14 protein-coding genes are annotated in these 16,069 nt (G+C 61.9%); 3 read left to right on the top strand and 11 right to left on the bottom strand.

The window, feature by feature from the left end:
- Window positions 1-80: 80 nt before the first annotated feature.
- The 6 genes from DMY87_RS14690 to DMY87_RS14665 all read right to left on the bottom strand — a co-directional run bounded on the left by DMY87_RS14690 (window position 81) and on the right by DMY87_RS14665 (window position 7,563).
- Window positions 81-1,451 carry a glutamine synthetase family protein gene (locus DMY87_RS14690; RefSeq protein WP_110792378.1) on the bottom strand — a complete coding sequence of 457 codons (1,371 nt, stop codon included), beginning with the start codon at window positions 1,449-1,451 and terminating at the stop codon, window positions 81-83.
- 27 nt (window positions 1,452-1,478) lie between these two features.
- Entirely contained in the window at window positions 1,479-2,861 is a 1,383-nt protein-coding gene (locus DMY87_RS14685) for an aminotransferase (protein ID WP_110792377.1), read from the bottom strand.
- Window positions 2,862-2,912: 51 nt separating this feature from the next.
- On the bottom strand, window positions 2,913-4,352 hold the full coding sequence (locus tag DMY87_RS14680; protein ID WP_110792376.1) for an aldehyde dehydrogenase family protein: 1,440 nt from the start codon (window positions 4,350-4,352) through the stop codon (window positions 2,913-2,915).
- A gap of 57 nt (window positions 4,353-4,409) precedes the next feature.
- Entirely contained in the window at window positions 4,410-5,165 is a 756-nt protein-coding gene (locus DMY87_RS14675) for an SDR family NAD(P)-dependent oxidoreductase (protein WP_110792375.1), read from the bottom strand.
- A 135-nt stretch (window positions 5,166-5,300) separates the two neighbouring features.
- The gene (locus DMY87_RS14670) at window positions 5,301-5,993 is read right to left on the bottom strand and encodes a GntR family transcriptional regulator (RefSeq protein ID WP_245408926.1); all 693 of its coding nucleotides are present in this window, start codon (window positions 5,991-5,993) and stop codon (window positions 5,301-5,303) included.
- Between the two features lie 127 nt (window positions 5,994-6,120).
- Complete coding sequence (locus tag DMY87_RS14665; RefSeq protein ID WP_110792374.1) at window positions 6,121-7,563, bottom strand: aldehyde dehydrogenase family protein; 1,443 nt, start codon at window positions 7,561-7,563, stop codon at window positions 6,121-6,123.
- A 194-nt stretch (window positions 7,564-7,757) separates the two neighbouring features.
- Between DMY87_RS14665 and DMY87_RS14660 the strand changes: the two genes are divergently transcribed.
- The 3 genes from DMY87_RS14660 to DMY87_RS14650 are packed head-to-tail and all read left to right on the top strand — an operon-like array spanning window position 7,758 to window position 10,802.
- The gene (locus DMY87_RS14660; protein ID WP_110792373.1) at window positions 7,758-8,681 is read left to right on the top strand and encodes a 3-hydroxyacyl-CoA dehydrogenase NAD-binding domain-containing protein; all 924 of its coding nucleotides are present in this window, start codon (window positions 7,758-7,760) and stop codon (window positions 8,679-8,681) included.
- Window positions 8,682-8,691: 10 nt separating this feature from the next.
- Window positions 8,692-9,390 (top strand): aspartate/glutamate racemase family protein, encoded by a 699-nt coding sequence (locus DMY87_RS14655; protein WP_110792372.1) that lies wholly within the window; start codon window positions 8,692-8,694, stop codon window positions 9,388-9,390.
- The gene (locus DMY87_RS14650) at window positions 9,387-10,802 is read left to right on the top strand and encodes an aminotransferase (protein ID WP_205908172.1); all 1,416 of its coding nucleotides are present in this window, start codon (window positions 9,387-9,389) and stop codon (window positions 10,800-10,802) included. Before DMY87_RS14655 ends, DMY87_RS14650 begins: the two co-directional genes overlap by 4 nt.
- Window positions 10,803-11,525: 723 nt before the next feature.
- Here the strand turns inward: DMY87_RS14650 and DMY87_RS14645 are convergent.
- Genes DMY87_RS14645 through DMY87_RS14625 form a run of 5 tightly spaced genes read right to left on the bottom strand, consistent with a single transcriptional unit; the run spans window position 11,526 to window position 16,066 of the window.
- The gene (locus tag DMY87_RS14645) at window positions 11,526-12,443 is read right to left on the bottom strand and encodes an FAD:protein FMN transferase (protein ID WP_110792371.1); all 918 of its coding nucleotides are present in this window, start codon (window positions 12,441-12,443) and stop codon (window positions 11,526-11,528) included.
- A gap of 3 nt (window positions 12,444-12,446) precedes the next feature.
- Window positions 12,447-13,046 (bottom strand): nitrous oxide reductase accessory protein NosL, encoded by a 600-nt coding sequence (locus tag DMY87_RS14640; RefSeq protein WP_205908171.1) that lies wholly within the window; start codon window positions 13,044-13,046, stop codon window positions 12,447-12,449.
- 8 nt (window positions 13,047-13,054) lie between these two features.
- Entirely contained in the window at window positions 13,055-13,876 is an 822-nt protein-coding gene (locus DMY87_RS14635) for an ABC transporter permease (protein ID WP_110792369.1), read from the bottom strand.
- The gene (locus DMY87_RS14630) at window positions 13,873-14,772 is read right to left on the bottom strand and encodes an ABC transporter ATP-binding protein (protein WP_110792368.1); all 900 of its coding nucleotides are present in this window, start codon (window positions 14,770-14,772) and stop codon (window positions 13,873-13,875) included. The genes DMY87_RS14635 and DMY87_RS14630 overlap by 4 nt, the downstream gene beginning before the upstream one ends.
- A complete protein-coding gene (locus DMY87_RS14625; protein WP_110792367.1) occupies window positions 14,738-16,066 on the bottom strand; it encodes a nitrous oxide reductase family maturation protein NosD in 1,329 nt (442 codons plus the stop codon). Before DMY87_RS14625 ends, DMY87_RS14630 begins: the two co-directional genes overlap by 35 nt.
- Between the last annotated feature and the right edge of the window lie 3 nt (window positions 16,067-16,069).

The following is a 16,069-nucleotide window of genomic DNA, read 5'->3' as shown; positions in this document are numbered from 1 at the left end:
AGTTGGTTTCGTTGATCCTCACTTCGAGGAAGTGAATGGCATCAACACCCCCTTCCGTCTATCGTTGAATGGGCCTGCCGCTAGACGACATGCCCGTAAAGCGCCCATTCGACCTCTGTAACCGTTGAGGCGAGCCGTTGATATTCTGCCTTTTTGACGGCGATGAAGGCCCGGTGCAGGTCTTTTCCGAGAACCTCCTCCACGAACGGAGAGCGTTCTGCGCGATCGATGGCGTCCAGCCAGGAGCGCGGCAAGGTTGCACCATCCGCCGGATCAACTCCGGACTTGGCCGGACCGGGGTCGATTTGCCCGGCAATGCCGTCGAGGGCGCCTGCGAGGGTAACCGCAGCAACCAGATACGGATTGGAATCGACGCCCGCGACCCGGTGTTCGAAATGGCGGGCATTGCCACCGGACGCCGGAACGCGGATGGCAACGGTGCGATCCTCGACACCCCAGTCATCGGAGGCGGGGGAATAGGACGTCGAGGCAAATCGGCGCCAGGAGTTGAGGAAGGGCGCCAGCACCAGCATGGTGTCACCGATCGTCCGCCTGATGCCGCCGATCGCCTGCAGCATCAACGGGTTCAGCTTGTCGCCGTGGATATCGGCGAAGAGATTTTCGCCAGCCTGGCCGGCAAGCGACAGATGCAGATGCATGCCGGAGCCAGCCTCTCCTCCGAATGGTTTGGCCATGAAACAGGCCTCCATGCCAAATCTGCGCGCCGTGGTCCGGATCAATCTCTTGGCGACAATCACATCATCGGCGGCCCTCAAGAGATCACGATACTTGATCGTCAATTCGTATTGGCCCGGCGCATATTCCGAGATCAAGGACTCCAGCGTCAGGTCCAGATGTCGGGCGCCGGCATAAACCGCTTCAAAGAATGGCGCCATCTCATCGAGTTCGTCGACCGCCATGGTGTTGCGGTAGGGCGAGCGGCGACCGGTCAGGGCATACCGCGCGGATTGCCTCTGACCTTCCGGACCGACGTCCATGTCGATCAGGTAAAACTCAAGTTCGAAGGCTCCCATGGGCGCATAGCCCAACCGGCGGGCGCGTTCCATCTGGGCCACCAGTGCAAAACGCGGATCGGCGGAATAAGGCTGCCCGCTCTCGTCATACATGCTGACGAGAACCTGGCCGCGCCCCGTCGACGGCAGGAAACCAAGGGTGCCGGGCAGAGGGAAGCAACGCTTGTCCCCTCCTCCATCATTCAACACCTGTCCCGACTCCTCGACATCATCGCCCGTCACGTCCTGCCCGAACAGCGAACTCGGCATCGCCCTGCCGGAGCGGTAGAGCGACTGAAGCTCGTGCCGACGAATGATCTTGCCGCGTCCGATGCCATGGCAGTCCGTCATGACGACGTCGATCGCTTCTGCCTCGGGATAGGTGGCCAGAAAGGTTTCGGCTTCCTGAGCCGAGGCACCGGATGGGAGGTAAGTCATGTCGTAGCGAGGTCCACCTTGGAGATATCAGGCAATCAGCCCGTTGGATTTTGCGTCGGCATAGGTCAGTTCGATGACCTTCTGCGCGATCGACACCAGTTCGTCCGCTTCCTCATGGGTCAATGTGAACGGAGGCGCAATCACCATGCGGTCACCGACGGCGCGCATCACGAGCCCATTCTTGAAGGAATGCTCACGTGCAATCATGCCGATGCGCGCATCCTCGTCGAAGCCCTTCCTGGAAGACTTGTCCTTCGTAAACTGGAACGCGCCGATCAGACCTTCTATGACAGCTTCTCCGACGATGGGATGGTCGGCAAGCGTCTTCCACTTCTGCTTCAGATAAGGGCCGATATCGGTGCGAACGCGATCGACCAGCTTCTCCTCGCGGAGAATTTTCAGGGTCGCGATGGCTGCTGCGCAAGCGGCAGGATGGCCGGAATAGGTATGACCATGGGCGAATTCGCCGCCCTTTTCGAGGAGAACCTTGGCCACCCGGTCGGACACGCCGACAGCACCGAGCGGGATATAGCCCGAGGTGATGCCCTTCGCCATGGTGAGGAAATCCGGTTCCGTCCCCATCAGTTCACAACCGAACCACTCCCCGGTCCGACCGAAACCGCAGATGACTTCATCCGAGATGAGAAGGATGTCGCGTTCCTTAAGACCGGCCGAAAGCGCCGGCCAATAAGTCTTCGGAGGAACGATAACGCCACCCGCGCCCATGATCGGCTCACCAATCATGGCGCCAATGCGATCTGAACCAATCGCGTCGATCAGCGACAGCGTCTGATGCGCCACATGGAGGCCGAACTCATCCGAGCTCATGTCGCCACCATAGCTCCACCAGTCCGGCGACGGGGCGTGATAGATGCCGGCGATCGGCAGGCCACCCTGCTTGTGCATCGAGCCGAAGCCACCCAGCGATGCAGCAGCGACCGTGGAACCGTGATATCCGCCGCGCCGGGAGATGAAGATGCTCTTCTCCGGCTTGCCCTCAAGTTCCCAGTAATAGCGGACGAGACGGAAGATCGTGTCGTTCGATTCCGATCCGGATCCGGTGTAGTGGAAATAGTTGAACTGAGGCGGTGTGACCTCGCTCAGCAGACCCGAAAGCTCGGCGACCGACGGGTGCGTCGTGTTGAAGAAGGTGTTGTAGAAGGTCAACTCTTCGAGCTGGCGCGAAACGGCATCGATGATGTCGCGGCGACCATGGCCAGCATTGACACACCACAGACCGCTCATGCCGTCGAGGATGCGATTGCCTTCGGAATCTTGGAGATAAACTCCCGACGACTGGGTGATAACCCGCGCACCGCGCGCATTGAGCTCACGCGTATTGGTGAAGGGATGCAGATGATGGGCGGCGTCGAGGCGGCGGATCTCTGCCGTGGAGTTCGAGAGGGTCATGGCATCTCCTGTTCTTGGCTCTGCGCGAGCGCGACATGAAGGGGGCCGGCATCAACCGGCGAAAACATAACTGGTCTTGACAGTGGTGTAGAATTCGGCGGCGTAGCGGCCCTGCTCGCGCGGGCCATGGCTGCTGCCTTTGCGGCCGCCGAACGGCACGTGATAGTCGACGCCGGCTGTCGGCAGGTTGACCATCACCATCCCGGCCGTCGAGCGACGCTGGAACTCGCGGGCGTATTTGAGGCTGCCCGTGCAGATGCCGGAAGACAGTCCGAACTCGGTGTCATTCGCGACGGCGACCGCCTCTTCGAAATCGCCAACCTTGATCACGCTTGCGCAGGGACCAAAGATTTCCTCACGGCTGACGCGCATGTCGTTCGTTGCGCCGACAAAAATCGCAGGCTTCTGGAAATGACCTTGCGGCAATTCATCAATCCGCTCGCCGCCCAGAACCTCGCATCCCTCTTCGCGGGCGAGCGCGACATAGGCGAGGTTGTGGTCGAGCTGGGACGCGGACGCCACCGGCCCCATCTGGCTGTCGGCCGCAAGCGCCGGTCCGACCTTGAGCCCCAGCGCCGCCTTACTCAGCGCCTCAACGAAGCGGTCGTGAATACGCTCTTGCACGATCAGTCGAGAGGACGCCGTGCAGCGCTGCCCCGTCGAGAAGAATGCACCGTTGAGGCATGCCGCGACGGCAAGATCGATGTCGGCATCATCCATGACCACCATCGGATTCTTGCCACCCATTTCGAGCTGAACCTTCTTCAGGCTCTCAGCGGCAGAGCGGGCAATGCCCCGCCCCGTGGGAACGGACCCCGTAAACGACACGGCCTGGACCAGAGGATTCGACAGCATGGCCGGGCCAATCCGCGAGCCGGGCCCCATGACGAGATTGAACAAGCCGGCGGGGCAGCCTGCCTCGACAATGATCTCGGCGAGAAGATGTGCAGTTCCGGGCGTCAGGTCTGCCGGCTTCAGGATGACGGCATTGCCATAGGCAAGAGCGGGCGCGATCTTCCAGGCCGGGATGGCGATCGGGAAATTCCAGGGGGTGATCAGTCCGACGACGCCCAGAGGTTCACGCCGAATATCGACATCCACACCGGCTCTGACGGATGCAACGCTCTCGCCCGAAAGCCTGAGCGCCTCCCCGGCAAAGAAGCGAAAGATCTGGCTGGCTCGGATTGTCTCGGCGCGCGCCTCAGACAGGATCTTGCCCTCTTCGCGTGCCAGCATATGGGCAAGTGGCTCGACCTTTGCCTCGATCCCGGCCGCGATCCTGTCGAGCAGATCGGCCCTGGCCTGAGGCCCCTTGGCATAAAACGAACGTTGCGCATCGGCAGCCGCTTCGGCCGCACGATGAACATCCTCGGCGCTACCACTGGCATAGAGACCGATCAGGTCGGAAACATCCGAAGGATTGCGATTCTCGGTCAGCGAAACCCCATCCAGCCATCGGCCGGCGACGAGGTTCTTATGCGTGTCGGACATGGGGATCTCCGATTGGCGGATTTCAGATGAGGTTCTGGCGTCAGACGAACGCCGGCTTCATTGCGCCGACGTTCCGCCATCGACCGGAACGAGAGCGCCCGTCATGAAACCGGCATCGTCGGAGGCGAGAAAAGCGATGACTTTCGCGATCTCGTCGACACGCGCAACGCGCCCCATGGGAATGGTTGCCGCAAGCTTTTCGAGCTTCCAGTCTCGGCCATCGCCTTCATAGGCGAGATCGAGCATCGGCGTATCGGTGTCTGTCGGGCAGATCGCGTTGACCCGGATGCCGTCTGCGACGTGGTCCAGCGCCATGCAGCGGGTGAGCTGCGCCATCGCGGCCTTGGAGACGCAATAGGCAACGGCACCGCGAGCGCCCATCAGCGCCCAGTCGGACGCTACATTGACGATCGCACCCTTGTTCGCCCCACGCATCGGCGCAATTACCGCGCGCGACATGCGCATGGCCGAACCGAGATTGATATCCATGATGCGATCCCATTCGTCATCGCTTGTCTCGTCGACCCGGCCATTGATGAGCACACCTGCATTGTTGATCAGAACGTCGATGCGGCCGAAGTGCCGGAGACTTTTCTCCACGATGCGATCCGGCGCGGAGCGATCTGCCAGATCGGCCTCGATGAAGAGCGCACGCCGGCCGCTGGCCTCGATTTCCGCAGCCAGTGACGCACCCCGCGTGACGTTCCTGCCGACCAGCACGACGTCCGCTCCGCGCTGAGCGAGCTCCAGCGCAGTTCCGGAGCCAATGCCCGATGTTGCACCGGTGACGATACAGATTTTCCCATTCAACATGCCGGTTCTCCAAATTTGATCAAATAATTTTTACGATCTGCGATCGCATTTTTCAAGAGCGTGAGAAGGCCGCAGATCAAAAAAAAGCGCCGGTGCCGGCGCTCAGATTATCCGTTGATTCAAAGCCGCAAATCCTCAGCCGTCCGCGAAGTCGGCATTTTGCGTCAAAAAGGCGAGCCCCTCGGAAATGTCCTTATACATCAACTCAGCCGCGACCTTGCCGTCACCGCGGGCAAGGGCTTCGACGATTTCCTCGTGATAGTCGATTTCGAGAATGCCGGAGAGGTTGCCCCCGAAGCGCCCGCCGAATTGCCGCAGGAACGGCCCGACCTGCAGCCAGACGGTCTCGATCAGGAACAGCATGCTGTCGGATCCCGCCGCCCTGTAGATGCTGAACTTGAACTCGTAATTGTGCAGCAGATAGCCGTCGATGTCCTGATCTTGCGCGGACTGGGTCAGGGCTGCCGCCTCTTTACGGATCGCCCGAAGGTCGGCCGGCTTGATGTGCCGCGCGGCGATCTCCGTCAGCGCAGGCTCACATATGATGCGGCTCTGCATGAGATCCGCAAATCTCTCTTTGGTCATCGGCGGAAGCACATGCGAGCCGTTCGGCAATTGCTCGAGCGCTCGCAGAGCCTGCAGCTTGGCCAGCGCCGCACGGACGGGCATGTCGCTCGTGCCGAGTTCCTTGGCAAGCTTGCGAGACGTGAGCTTCTGCCCCGGCTTGATTTGCCCGGCCATGAGGGCCTTGTTCAGCCGCTGGTAGACAATTTCGTGCAGCGGCGTGAGGTCGACCGTGCCAAGCCCGATAACTGCAGGTGATTTCACCTCTTGCTCCCGTCTCGATGCGTCTGGACTGGGCTTGCGAAAAGCCCTGATTGTGCGTCTGTATGGATGTCCTCCGATACCACCGAATAAGCGGGGAAGACAGAGGACATCCGTTGGCGGAATAATGTCAGGCCGCGTTGGGCCAGCCACTGATCGCCTTGACTTCGAGATATTCCTCGATGCCCCAGACGCCACCTTCGCGCCCGATACCCGACTGCCCGAAGCCGCCGAAAGGTGCTCCGTAAGGCAGATCCGTCCCGTTGAGACGCACCATGCCGGCACGCAGCTTGCGGCTGACGCGGCGAGCCTTCTCCGCATCATCAGTCCAGAGATAGGCAGCCAGGCCGTAGACGCTGTCGTTGGCGATCGCGATCGCCTCTTCTTCGGTGTCGAAGGGCAGGATGGTCAGGACTGGCCCGAAGATCTCCTCGCGGGCAACCGTCATGCCGTTATGCACGTCGGCAAACACGGTCGGGCGAATGAAGTAGCCGCTGTCGACCCCTTCCGGCAGATCGGCGCCACCGGCGACAAGCCGCGCACCTTCCTGAATTCCGGCCTCGATCAGACCGCGGATCCGGCCGAACTGGCCGGCATTGACGACCGGCCCCATTTCCGTGCGATCGCTGGCCGGATCCCCGACACGAACCTCCTTTGCGACGCGCGCCGCTGCCACGACCGCCTGCTCATACACATTGCGCTGGACCAGCATGCGCGAAGGCGCATTGCAGGACTGTCCGGAATTGCGGAACATGTGACGGGCAGTCGCTTCCGCCGCCGCCTCGACATTGCAATCGTCGAAGATGATATCGGCACCCTTGCCGCCAAGCTCGAGTCCCACCCGCTTGACGGTCTCGGCAGCAGCCTTGCTGACGGCGACGCCCGCGCGCGTGGAGCCGGTCAGCGAGATGACAGCCACGTCAGGATGGCTCGAAAGCCGTTCGCCGACGGCCACGCCGGTGCCGTGAACGAGATTGAAGACACCCGCCGGCACGCCGGCCTCATCCAAAACTTCGGCAAACAACGCAGCGGAAAGCGGTGCGAATTCGGACGGTTTGAGCACCATGGTGCAACCCGCAGCCAGCGCCGCACCCACTTTGAGCGTCACCTGGTTCATCGGCCAGTTCCAGGGCGTGATGAGCGCCGCGACACCCTTTGCCTCAAGCACGATCTGGTTCGAGGTATCGCCAGGGAACAGCGGGCGCTCCCAATGGATATCGTCCATCGCGCGAATGAAATCTTCGAGATGGCCAAGACCCGAACCGGCCTGAGGACCGCGGGCAAGCCCCTTGGGCGCGCCCATTTCGATCATGATGGCATCGGCAATTTCGTCACTGCGCCGACGATAGACCTCCACGACACGCTGAAGCACGGCCTTGCGTTCCGCAGGCGCGGTGGCGCTCCAACTGTCGAAAGCCCGGACAGCCGCCGCAACGGCAAGATCCACATCGGTCCGGTTTCCGAGCGCGAGCTTGCCGCAGGCCTCTCCATTGGCAGGATTGATGATATCCATCACATCGGCCGAATCCGGCTGAACCCAGGCGCCACCAATGTAAAACTGAAGGGTATTCATATGTCACTTCCCCGAATTAGAACGGCCAATGGCCGGTACTGCATCTGAAATTTCGGCGGCAACTGCCTGCCACGCATCGCTCGGCGAACGCTTCGCATCTCCGAAATGGCAGTATTGACGAAAGTTTCACGAACTTCTAGCCTGTTTTGCGATCGCAAATCGCATAATGTGAAAATTCGTGCTCTGAGGTGTACATGACCACTCGTCTCGCTGTCATAGGTTGCGGCCTGATTGGTGAAAGCTGGGCGGCATTGGGTCTGGCGCGCGGTTGGGATGTATCGGCATGGGATCCCGCCGAAAAAAGCCGCGCCTCGCTGCCAGAGCGCATCATCCGTCCCCTCACACATCTCAACGAGTTGCATGGCTGGCCGATATCGACAGCAAAGCTGAGGGTAACCCAAACGCTGGAAGAGGCCGTCGAAGGTGCGACCCTGATCCAGGAAAACGCGCCGGAGCAGGTTCCACTCAAGCAGGCCCTCTATGCTGATATCGAAGCCACAGCGGATGCACGGGCCATCATCGCATCCAGCACCTCCGCATTGACATGGTCGTCCCTCAGCGGAACGCTGAAGGTGCCGGAGCGCTTCATCACGGCGCACCCCTTCAACCCGCCACATCTCATTCCCCTGGTGGAAATCTATGGCGTGGATGAAGGCACCCTGACCCGTGCAGAAGCGCTCTATCGTGAACTCGGCCGCAGTCCGGTGCGGCTGAAGAAAGAAGCCGTCGGGCATATCGCCAACCGGCTTGCCTCCGCGCTTTGGCGCGAAGCCGTGAACATCGTGGCGGAGGGCATTGCAGACGTTGCGGATATCGACACGGCGATGCGGGACGGCCCGGGCCTTCGCTGGTCCGTCACCGGTGCCCATATGGCCTACCATCTTGGCGGAGGTCCCGGTGGCATCCGTCACTACCTCGCCCATCTCGGTCCGAGCCAGGTAAAACGCTGGCAGTCGCTCGGCACACCCGAACTGACGCCAGAGCTTTGCGAACGCCTGATCGACGGTATCGAACGTCAGGCGGCCGGCCGGACAATTCCTGAGCTCGAAAACGAGCGGGATCGGCTGTTGATCCAGCTGCAGAAGGCCCGCCAGAGCGGAAGAAATGATCATGGCTGAAGAGAGAAGAATGAGGATTGCTCTCATCCATGCGCTGACGGAATCGGTGCTTCCAGCGCGTCAAGCCTTCCGTGCGCTCTGGCCCGAGGCATACTGCTTCGACCTGCTCGACACCTCCCTGTCTGGCGATCTCGCGGCCGGCCAAAGGCTCGAGGACGGCATTGCCGACCGCATCCGACACCTGGCGGACTATGCTGCAGCGTCTCAAGGGGAAGCGGGCGAGACCAGGGCTCTTCTCTTTACCTGCTCTGCCTTCGGACCGGCGATCGATGCGGTCAAGGAGCACATGCCGATCCCCGTGCTTCGTCCGAATGAAGCGGCGTTCGAACAGGCGCTTACCCTCGGCGGCCGGATCGGCCTTGCCGTGACATTCGGCCCGTCATTCGCGTCGCTGAGGGATGAACTCCTCTCCATGGCGTCACAACGAGGCCAAGCGGTCGAAGTTATCCCCGTCCTGGTGGAAGGCGGACTTACAGCCCTCAAGGCCGGAAACGGCGACGAGCATGATCGCCTGGCAGCAGAGGCCTGCCGACAGCTACCATCCGTCGACGCACTCGTCCTCGGGCAGTTTTCGCTCGCCCGCGCGGCAGATGCTGTGCGGCATTACATCGACGTGCCGGTCCTGACGACGCCCTCAAGCGCCGTCCTGGCACTGAAAAGCCTTACCAAACCGACACCGGACCTTCGCAAACCTGGAACCAAATCATGACCGATCAGCCGAACGACACCCTACGCGACATGGACCGGGCAAGCCTCTTCCATCCCGTGACATCCATTCACGACCAGCAGACGAATGGCCCGCAGATCTACCAGTCAGCCTCCGGCGTGGAGTTGGTGTCGGCTGAAGGCAAGCGGCTGATCGACATGGGGGCAGGTCTCTGGTGCGTGAATGTCGGCTATGGGCGCACCGAACTGGCAGACGCTGCGGCACAAGCCATGCGTGACCTGAGCTTCCAGCACCTCTTTGGCGGGGCAGCCTCGGAACCCTCGATCCGCCTTGCAGACCGTCTGCTGTCCCTGTTTCGCGAACGCGCCGGTGCTCCGCACATGGCCCGCGTCTTCTTTGGCACATCCGGCTCCGATGCCAACGACACCGCGTTCAAGCTGGTACGCTACTACAACAATCTGCGTGGCAAACCTGCAAAGAAGAAGATCATCTCACGCATCGGCGGCTATCACGGCGTGACCCATGCCAGTGGCAGCCTCACTGGCATCGATGGCTATCACAAGGCATTCGACCTTCCTGTGGACGGCGTGCTGCACACCAGCTGTCCGCATTACTTCACGTTCGGCCTCCCGGGCGAAACCGAGGAAGGATACACGAACCGCCTGATCGCGGATTTGGAAGACATGATCGCAAGGGAAGGCGCCGATACGATCGCCGCCTTCATCGCCGAGCCTATCATGGGCACCGGCGGCGTCTTCCTGCCACCGACAGGCTACTTCGAACGTGTCCAGGCGGTTCTCGACCGCCACGACATTCTGCTGATCGTGGACGAGGTCATCACGGGCTTTGGTCGCCTTGGGGAATGGTTCGGCACCGGTGCCTACCGGCTTCGCCCCGACATCGTCTCGCTGGCCAAGGGGCTGACCAGCGCCTATTTCCCCATGTCGGCCTCGATCATCTCCGACAGGATCTGGTCTGTGCTGGCCGACAAATCGGCGGAAACCGGCGCCTTCATGCATGGCTTCACCTATTCCGGACATCCGGTCGGCGCGGCCGTGGCGCTTGCCAATCTCGATCTCATTGAAAGAGAAGGTCTGGTGGAAAATGCCGCAGCCGTCGGGCCGCACCTTCTGGACACCCTGAAACAGGCGCTGGCGGACCATCCCTTCGTCGGCGACATCAGAGGCCACGGCCTGATGGTCGGCATTGAGTTCATGGCCGACAAGGCAACCAAGCGACAGTTCCCCAAGGGGACCGCACCGCATCGAGTGGTCGCACGGCATGCAACGCAGCACGGCGTATTGACCCGCGCCCTGCCATTCCTGCCCGTGAACTCGTTCTCTCCGCCATTATCGATCACCAAAACGCAGATCGATATTGCCGTAGAACGCTATTCAGCCGCGGTAAAGGCCGCCGAAGCCGAGTTAATGTCCCTGGCAAGAGGTGCTGACTGACCTGCCACGGAAAATTTCCTGCAGAATGAGTGATTTCAGGAAGGTACGGTCAATCCGTGGTCGATTGCATTTACGGGCACCATCGCGAGGTAGAACTATCCTCTCTGCCAGCACGTTTTCTGTTTAGGTAAAGACGGCGGGGATAAACGCCGGAAGCTCCTCGGCGAACATGCGGAGGGTTTTGAAGGTGTGAGCGCTTGCATTCCGTTCCCATCGTTTTGGCGAGCCCGAGCCAGCGGGAATTTTCCGCGCCCACCTCATAAAGCTGCACGGATCTATCGACTGGCACCTGTCGCCCACGGGGGAAATATACCGTATCCGTGACGGTGACCTATATCCCGACCGCACGGGCCGCGTCCTTATCTATCCCCAAGCTACCAAATACGTGGCGACACAAAGGGATCAAATGCGGCGGCTGTGGCACAACATGGAGCGTCTCTTGGCGCCATCCCGGCGCTGACCAGCAGCTTCACTTTGAAGTGTTCGCGGAGCGCCCGCAACCTACCGGAGGGGCGGATCGTTTAAAAGCAACGCAAAAACCGCCCCTGGTGGACAGAGGCGGTGCGGATGATTTGGCGGTTAAGCGCCTGTTATATTGGTGTGATGAGCGATTTATGTTTGAACTGGTTGCGGGGGCCTGATTGCGCGGAGACTTGTACAAAACCCGGGTCTAGAGCGCTGAACCCGACCATTTGTCGGGTAAGCAGAATTATGGAACATTTTTCACCGTCGATCTGCGGCCTCCAGTCGAGCCCCTGGGAACAATTCGACAAGGTGTTCCACCTGGTCAATATCCTTCAGAAGGCATGCTGTCGTCGAAAGCGCGTCTGCGACCGCCGCCGTGGGCGCAGAGATCGACAAAGCGCGCCATATCGCCGGTGCTGGTGTTCCGCTCGCTGGATCAAGAATGTGGCCGTGCCGCCCTGCAGCGTCGAATGTCGTTCCAAGTGGCGACGAAGTAGCGAGAGCACGTTGCCGCAAACCGAGAGACCCGCCAGCTTCGAGCCGGACCGTCCACTCGCCCCCCTCTGGACTGCCGCCAAGAGCACGAAATTCTCCTGTATCGATGAGGATGTCCGTCAGTCCCTCGGCCTCCAGTAACGCTGCCACTCGGTCGGCGACATAGCCCTGGCCGATGCCGTTCAGCGTCAGCGCCATGCCCGGCCGTAGCGCGATTTTTGCCGTATCCAGCTCGACCTTATGCCAGCCGACCAAGGCTTTCGCCGCCGCAATCGCCTCAGGGTCCGGCCGCCCGCCACGCACGGCAGCTTCAGCCCAGAGCGTCCAGAGCGGCTGCACGGTCGGATCGAACCGCCCGCCGCTCGCATGGTTCACGGCGCTGGCCAGCGACAGGCATTCCAGCAACTCGAAGGGCGGCTCGGCAAGATGGCTCTGCCGGTTGAGCCGCGACAGCGCGCTATCGGCGCGATAAAGGCTGAGGATATCCTCCAGCCGATCGATTTCGGCCATCACGCGCGCGGCAATCGCTTCACTATCTGGATGGTCGATTCGGATCGAGGCACGCGCGCCAAGCGCCTGCCCGGTCCAGTGTTTCGAGGTCTGCGGGGCGGCCCGCGCCACGGCCGGCAGAAGAGCCAAGGCGGCAGAAATCGTGATCAAACGGCGGCGGGTTATCGGCATGGCTCAGCCTCCAGCTTTGTTGTGCAGGGCGCGCAGGCGGTTCTCAAAATCGATATCGCCGCTCTCCGCGTTCGGATCGGACCTGACTTGGATCGGGGTCAGCACCATGTCGTCGGTGATCTCCGCAAAGGCCAGCACCCGGCCCCCCTCGGCACGTGCAAATACCTCTGCCTTCTCGCGGCTTGAAAACGGCACCGTCTCCGGCGCGCCCATGCCGCCTTGCCGCGTTGAGCCGACGACGTAGACGGCCTTGTCGACGGCGATCCAATTGCCGTCACCGGGATGATCCCAGGTTGCGCCCGGAGCTCCCATGTCGTTGACATAGACGGCGACGATCGGCGCCATCTGCTCTGGTCCCCGCATATAGGCGATCACGTCGCGCACCTGGCTGAAGAACAGGGGCGCAGGCATGCCCTCGAGGAACACCTGCCCTTTGGGGCCAGGATGTTCCAGCAGGTTCATCTGGCAGTAATGACCGAGCGTTTCGGCCGTCATGTCCTGCGGCGTCGTATCCTGCACAGTTTTTTGCTGGCAACTGGCCAACAGCGCCAGCCCGAGGATGAAGAGGATCGGGCGAAGCAACGCTTTCAACGGTGCTTTCAATGGATCTCTCATGGCGTGACCTTTCGAAACGCGGCGAGTGCAAGCGCGATGGCGAGCAAGGGCCAGGCAAACAGCGAGGTGGCCGATTGCCAGAGCGGGATCGCACCAGCCGCGCCGCCTATACCGCCGGCAGCGGCCACCGCCTCGCCTGCCGAGAGATTGAAGACACGGAAGGCGTCGGCGGGATTGGCCAGCAGAGCGACGGGCAGGGCCTGCGTGGTGAAGGCGCCGCCGCCATCCGTCACGATCAGCGCCAGAAGCGCCAGGTCGTAAAGCACGACCGCAACCAGCCAGAGCGCGATGGCAAGACCGGCAGCGCCGGAGGGACGGCGCGCCAGAGCGGACAGCGCATAGCCCGCGCCCAGAAAGGTCGCGCCCAAGAGAACAGAGGACCAGATCAGCCTCCATAGCGAGCCGATACCCTGGATCGCGCCCGGATCGGACCAGATCGCAACCACCAGCGCTGCGCCGTAACCGAGCGTGACGGCGAGTGCCAGGATTGCCAGATGCGCGAGAAGCTTGCCGAGCAGGATCTCCAGGCGGGAGACCGGATAGGTGAGAAGCAGAGGCAGCGTGCCGCGCTCCACCTCGCCCGCCACGGCATCGAAACTCATCAACAGCGCCAGAAGCGGCACGAGATAGACGGCCAGCGACGTCAGCGAGGCGACCGTGACCGACAGCCGATCAACGCCAACATCGCCTGTCGGCGCAGAACCGGCGGCGGCCAGAACCAGGGCAAACAGCACCATCATGCCGGTGGCGATCAGCACCCAGCGATTGCGAAACGAAATGCGGAATTCGGTGATCCCGGTGGCGAGGATGCGGCTCATTGCCCGTCCCTCCGGCTGAAATGGCTGTAGATATCCTCGAGGCTCGGCGGGATCACGTCGAAGTCGGCGACGTCTGCGCCACGCGCCGTGATCCGGGCGAGCAGCGGCAGCTTCTGCGCCTGCGCGCAGGAGATGCGCAGCAGCCCGTCGGCGCCGACAACGGCCTCCGGAAAGGCGGCCGCGAGCGGTGCCGCATGGGCTGCCGCCGGGCGAACGAGGAGCATGATCGGCAGGGCGGCCCGAGCGCGCAGATCGGCAAGCGTGCCCTCGGCTACCAATTGTCCGCCGGACAGGATCAGGATGCTGTCGGTGCGCGCCTCGACCTCGGTCAGGACATGCGAGGACAACAGGATCGTGGTGCCATCGGCGGAAAGACCATCGAGCAGGTCGTAGAAATCCCGGCGGGAGACCGGATCGAGGCCGGACGTCGGCTCGTCGAGCACCAGAAGACGGGGGCGACCGATCAAGGTCTGGGCGAGGCCGACCCGCTGGCGCATACCCTTGGAATAGGTTCCAATCCGACGCCGCGCCGCGTGGGCGAGCCCGACACGGGCCAGAAGCTCCGGCGCGTTGCGCGGATTTTCACCGCGCAGCGAAAGATAATGGCGGATCTGTTCCTCGCCGGTCAGCGCCGGATGGAAGGCGACATTTTCCGGCAGATAGGCCACCTGCATGCGCGCGGCAGCCGAGCCCGGCGCCTCGCCGCAGACCGTGACGTCACCGCTGTCGAACGGGATCAGCCCCAGAATGATCTTCATCATCGTCGACTTGCCGGCGCCGTTATGCCCCAGCAACGCGGCGCGCTTTCCCGGCTGTAAGGACAGCGAGACCTGGTTCAGCGCCTCGACGGAGTGGAAGCGCTTAGTGAGCCGAGAGATTGTCAGCGTCGGTGTCATCGTAATGTCCTTCGGCCCAGCGGCCGGCGGCCTGGGTTTCGTAACCAAGGATTTCGGGCGGAACGGCAATGGTCAGGGGCCGCATCAACGGCGCACTGTCGCGCACGCCGCCCGGGAGCGTGGCGGGGAAGTCCCGCTGGCTCCAGCGGACGAGTTGGACGGCTGGCGAGCCGATCAACAGGCTTGCGGCGGGCTGGGACCAGAGGATCTGGTCCATCACGTCATTGGGACGATAAAAGCTGTCGGCAACGCCGTCGCCATTCAGATCGAAGGCCGGATGGTCGGACCAGAAATTGCCCCTGCCCTCATGGCTCCACTCCATGTTGCGGGTGCCGACATATTTAACCTGTTCGCGATTGGCGATGAAGGCATTGCCGGTCAGCACGTTTTTCTCAGAGCCAGCGGTGAAGTGAATGCCGATATCGCACCCCTCGAAACGGTTGTCCCAGATCAGGTTCTTGTGGGCGTTGTAAATGAAGAAGCACTTCTTCGTGCCGCCGCGCACCAGATTGCCGGTGACGTCGGCATTGTTGGCATAGTTCAGCATCAGCCCGTGCTCGCGGTCGCCGAGGCTGAAATTGTTCAGGATCCTCGCCTGGTTCGAGAACATGATGGCGAAGCCGAGATGGTTGCCGATCGAGATATTGTCGGAAACCTCGGTGTTGCGCGTATACATGAAATGCACGGCAAACCTGAGGTCGCGCATGAGATTGCCGCGATAGATGCTGTTCGAGCTGGCATTGGAGAAGATACCGTCGCGGCCGAAGCGGATGACATTGTTCTCCAGCAAGGTGCCGGGACTGTTCCAGACATAGATGCCATTGCCGCGCTCGTTCATGCGGGGGCTATCGAGGCCGATGATCTCGTTGCGGGCCACCACCGCATCACGGCCACCATGCACGTCGATGCCATGCAGATTACCAGTCACGAGCAGGTCTTCGACCTGGGAGCGATCTGCGCCCTTGTCAATCTTCACGCCAGCATCGAGGTTCTGGTTGATGCGTCCGGAGCCGGTGACCGTAAAGCCCTTGAGGGCGACGTCAGAGGCGGTGATGGTGATCACGCTACCGGAGCCCCGGCCATCGACGACAGCGCCGCGCGGGCCGGTGACGACAAGCGCCCGATCGACAACGACAGGTCCCAGATAGGCCCCGTCGGTCAGCATCAGCACATCGCCGGGTGCTGCCTCGGCGATGGCGGCGGCAAGGCTGCCCGTTCCCGGCGCGACCCTGTGCTCCGCCGCCGCCAGCGGCGAGGCGAGAACAAGGCTGAACAGGAGGACGGGCAGCCACATGGA

This window comes from Peteryoungia wuzhouensis (genome assembly GCF_003205195.1).
In the GTDB taxonomy this organism is placed as follows: Bacteria; Pseudomonadota; Alphaproteobacteria; order Rhizobiales; family Rhizobiaceae; genus Allorhizobium; species Allorhizobium wuzhouense.
The sequence above is the reverse complement of the archived record's forward strand: the minus strand, read 5'-3'. Positions and strand labels throughout refer to the sequence as shown.

What these genes read in the sequence shown, in the direction of transcription:
- DMY87_RS14690 (WP_110792378.1), bottom strand. Translation starts at nt 1,451, where the DNA reads ATGACTTACCTCCCATCCGGTGCCTCGGCTCAGGAAGCCGAAACCTTT.
- DMY87_RS14685 (WP_110792377.1), bottom strand. Translation starts at nt 2,861, where the DNA reads ATGACCCTCTCGAACTCCACGGCAGAGATCCGCCGCCTCGACGCCGCC.
- DMY87_RS14680 (WP_110792376.1), bottom strand. Translation starts at nt 4,352, where the DNA reads ATGTCCGACACGCATAAGAACCTCGTCGCCGGCCGATGGCTGGATGGG.
- DMY87_RS14675 (WP_110792375.1), bottom strand. Translation starts at nt 5,165, where the DNA reads ATGTTGAATGGGAAAATCTGTATCGTCACCGGTGCAACATCGGGCATT.
- DMY87_RS14665 (WP_110792374.1), bottom strand. Translation starts at nt 7,563, where the DNA reads ATGAATACCCTTCAGTTTTACATTGGTGGCGCCTGGGTTCAGCCGGAT.
- DMY87_RS14660 (WP_110792373.1), top strand. Translation starts at nt 7,758, where the DNA reads ATGACCACTCGTCTCGCTGTCATAGGTTGCGGCCTGATTGGTGAAAGC.
- DMY87_RS14655 (WP_110792372.1), top strand. Translation starts at nt 8,692, where the DNA reads ATGAGGATTGCTCTCATCCATGCGCTGACGGAATCGGTGCTTCCAGCG.
- DMY87_RS14650 (WP_205908172.1), top strand. Translation starts at nt 9,387, where the DNA reads ATGACCGATCAGCCGAACGACACCCTACGCGACATGGACCGGGCAAGC.
- DMY87_RS14645 (WP_110792371.1), bottom strand. Translation starts at nt 12,443, where the DNA reads ATGCCGATAACCCGCCGCCGTTTGATCACGATTTCTGCCGCCTTGGCT.
- DMY87_RS14635 (WP_110792369.1), bottom strand. Translation starts at nt 13,876, where the DNA reads ATGAGCCGCATCCTCGCCACCGGGATCACCGAATTCCGCATTTCGTTT.
- DMY87_RS14630 (WP_110792368.1), bottom strand. Translation starts at nt 14,772, where the DNA reads ATGACACCGACGCTGACAATCTCTCGGCTCACTAAGCGCTTCCACTCC.
- DMY87_RS14625 (WP_110792367.1), bottom strand. Translation starts at nt 16,066, where the DNA reads ATGTGGCTGCCCGTCCTCCTGTTCAGCCTTGTTCTCGCCTCGCCGCTG.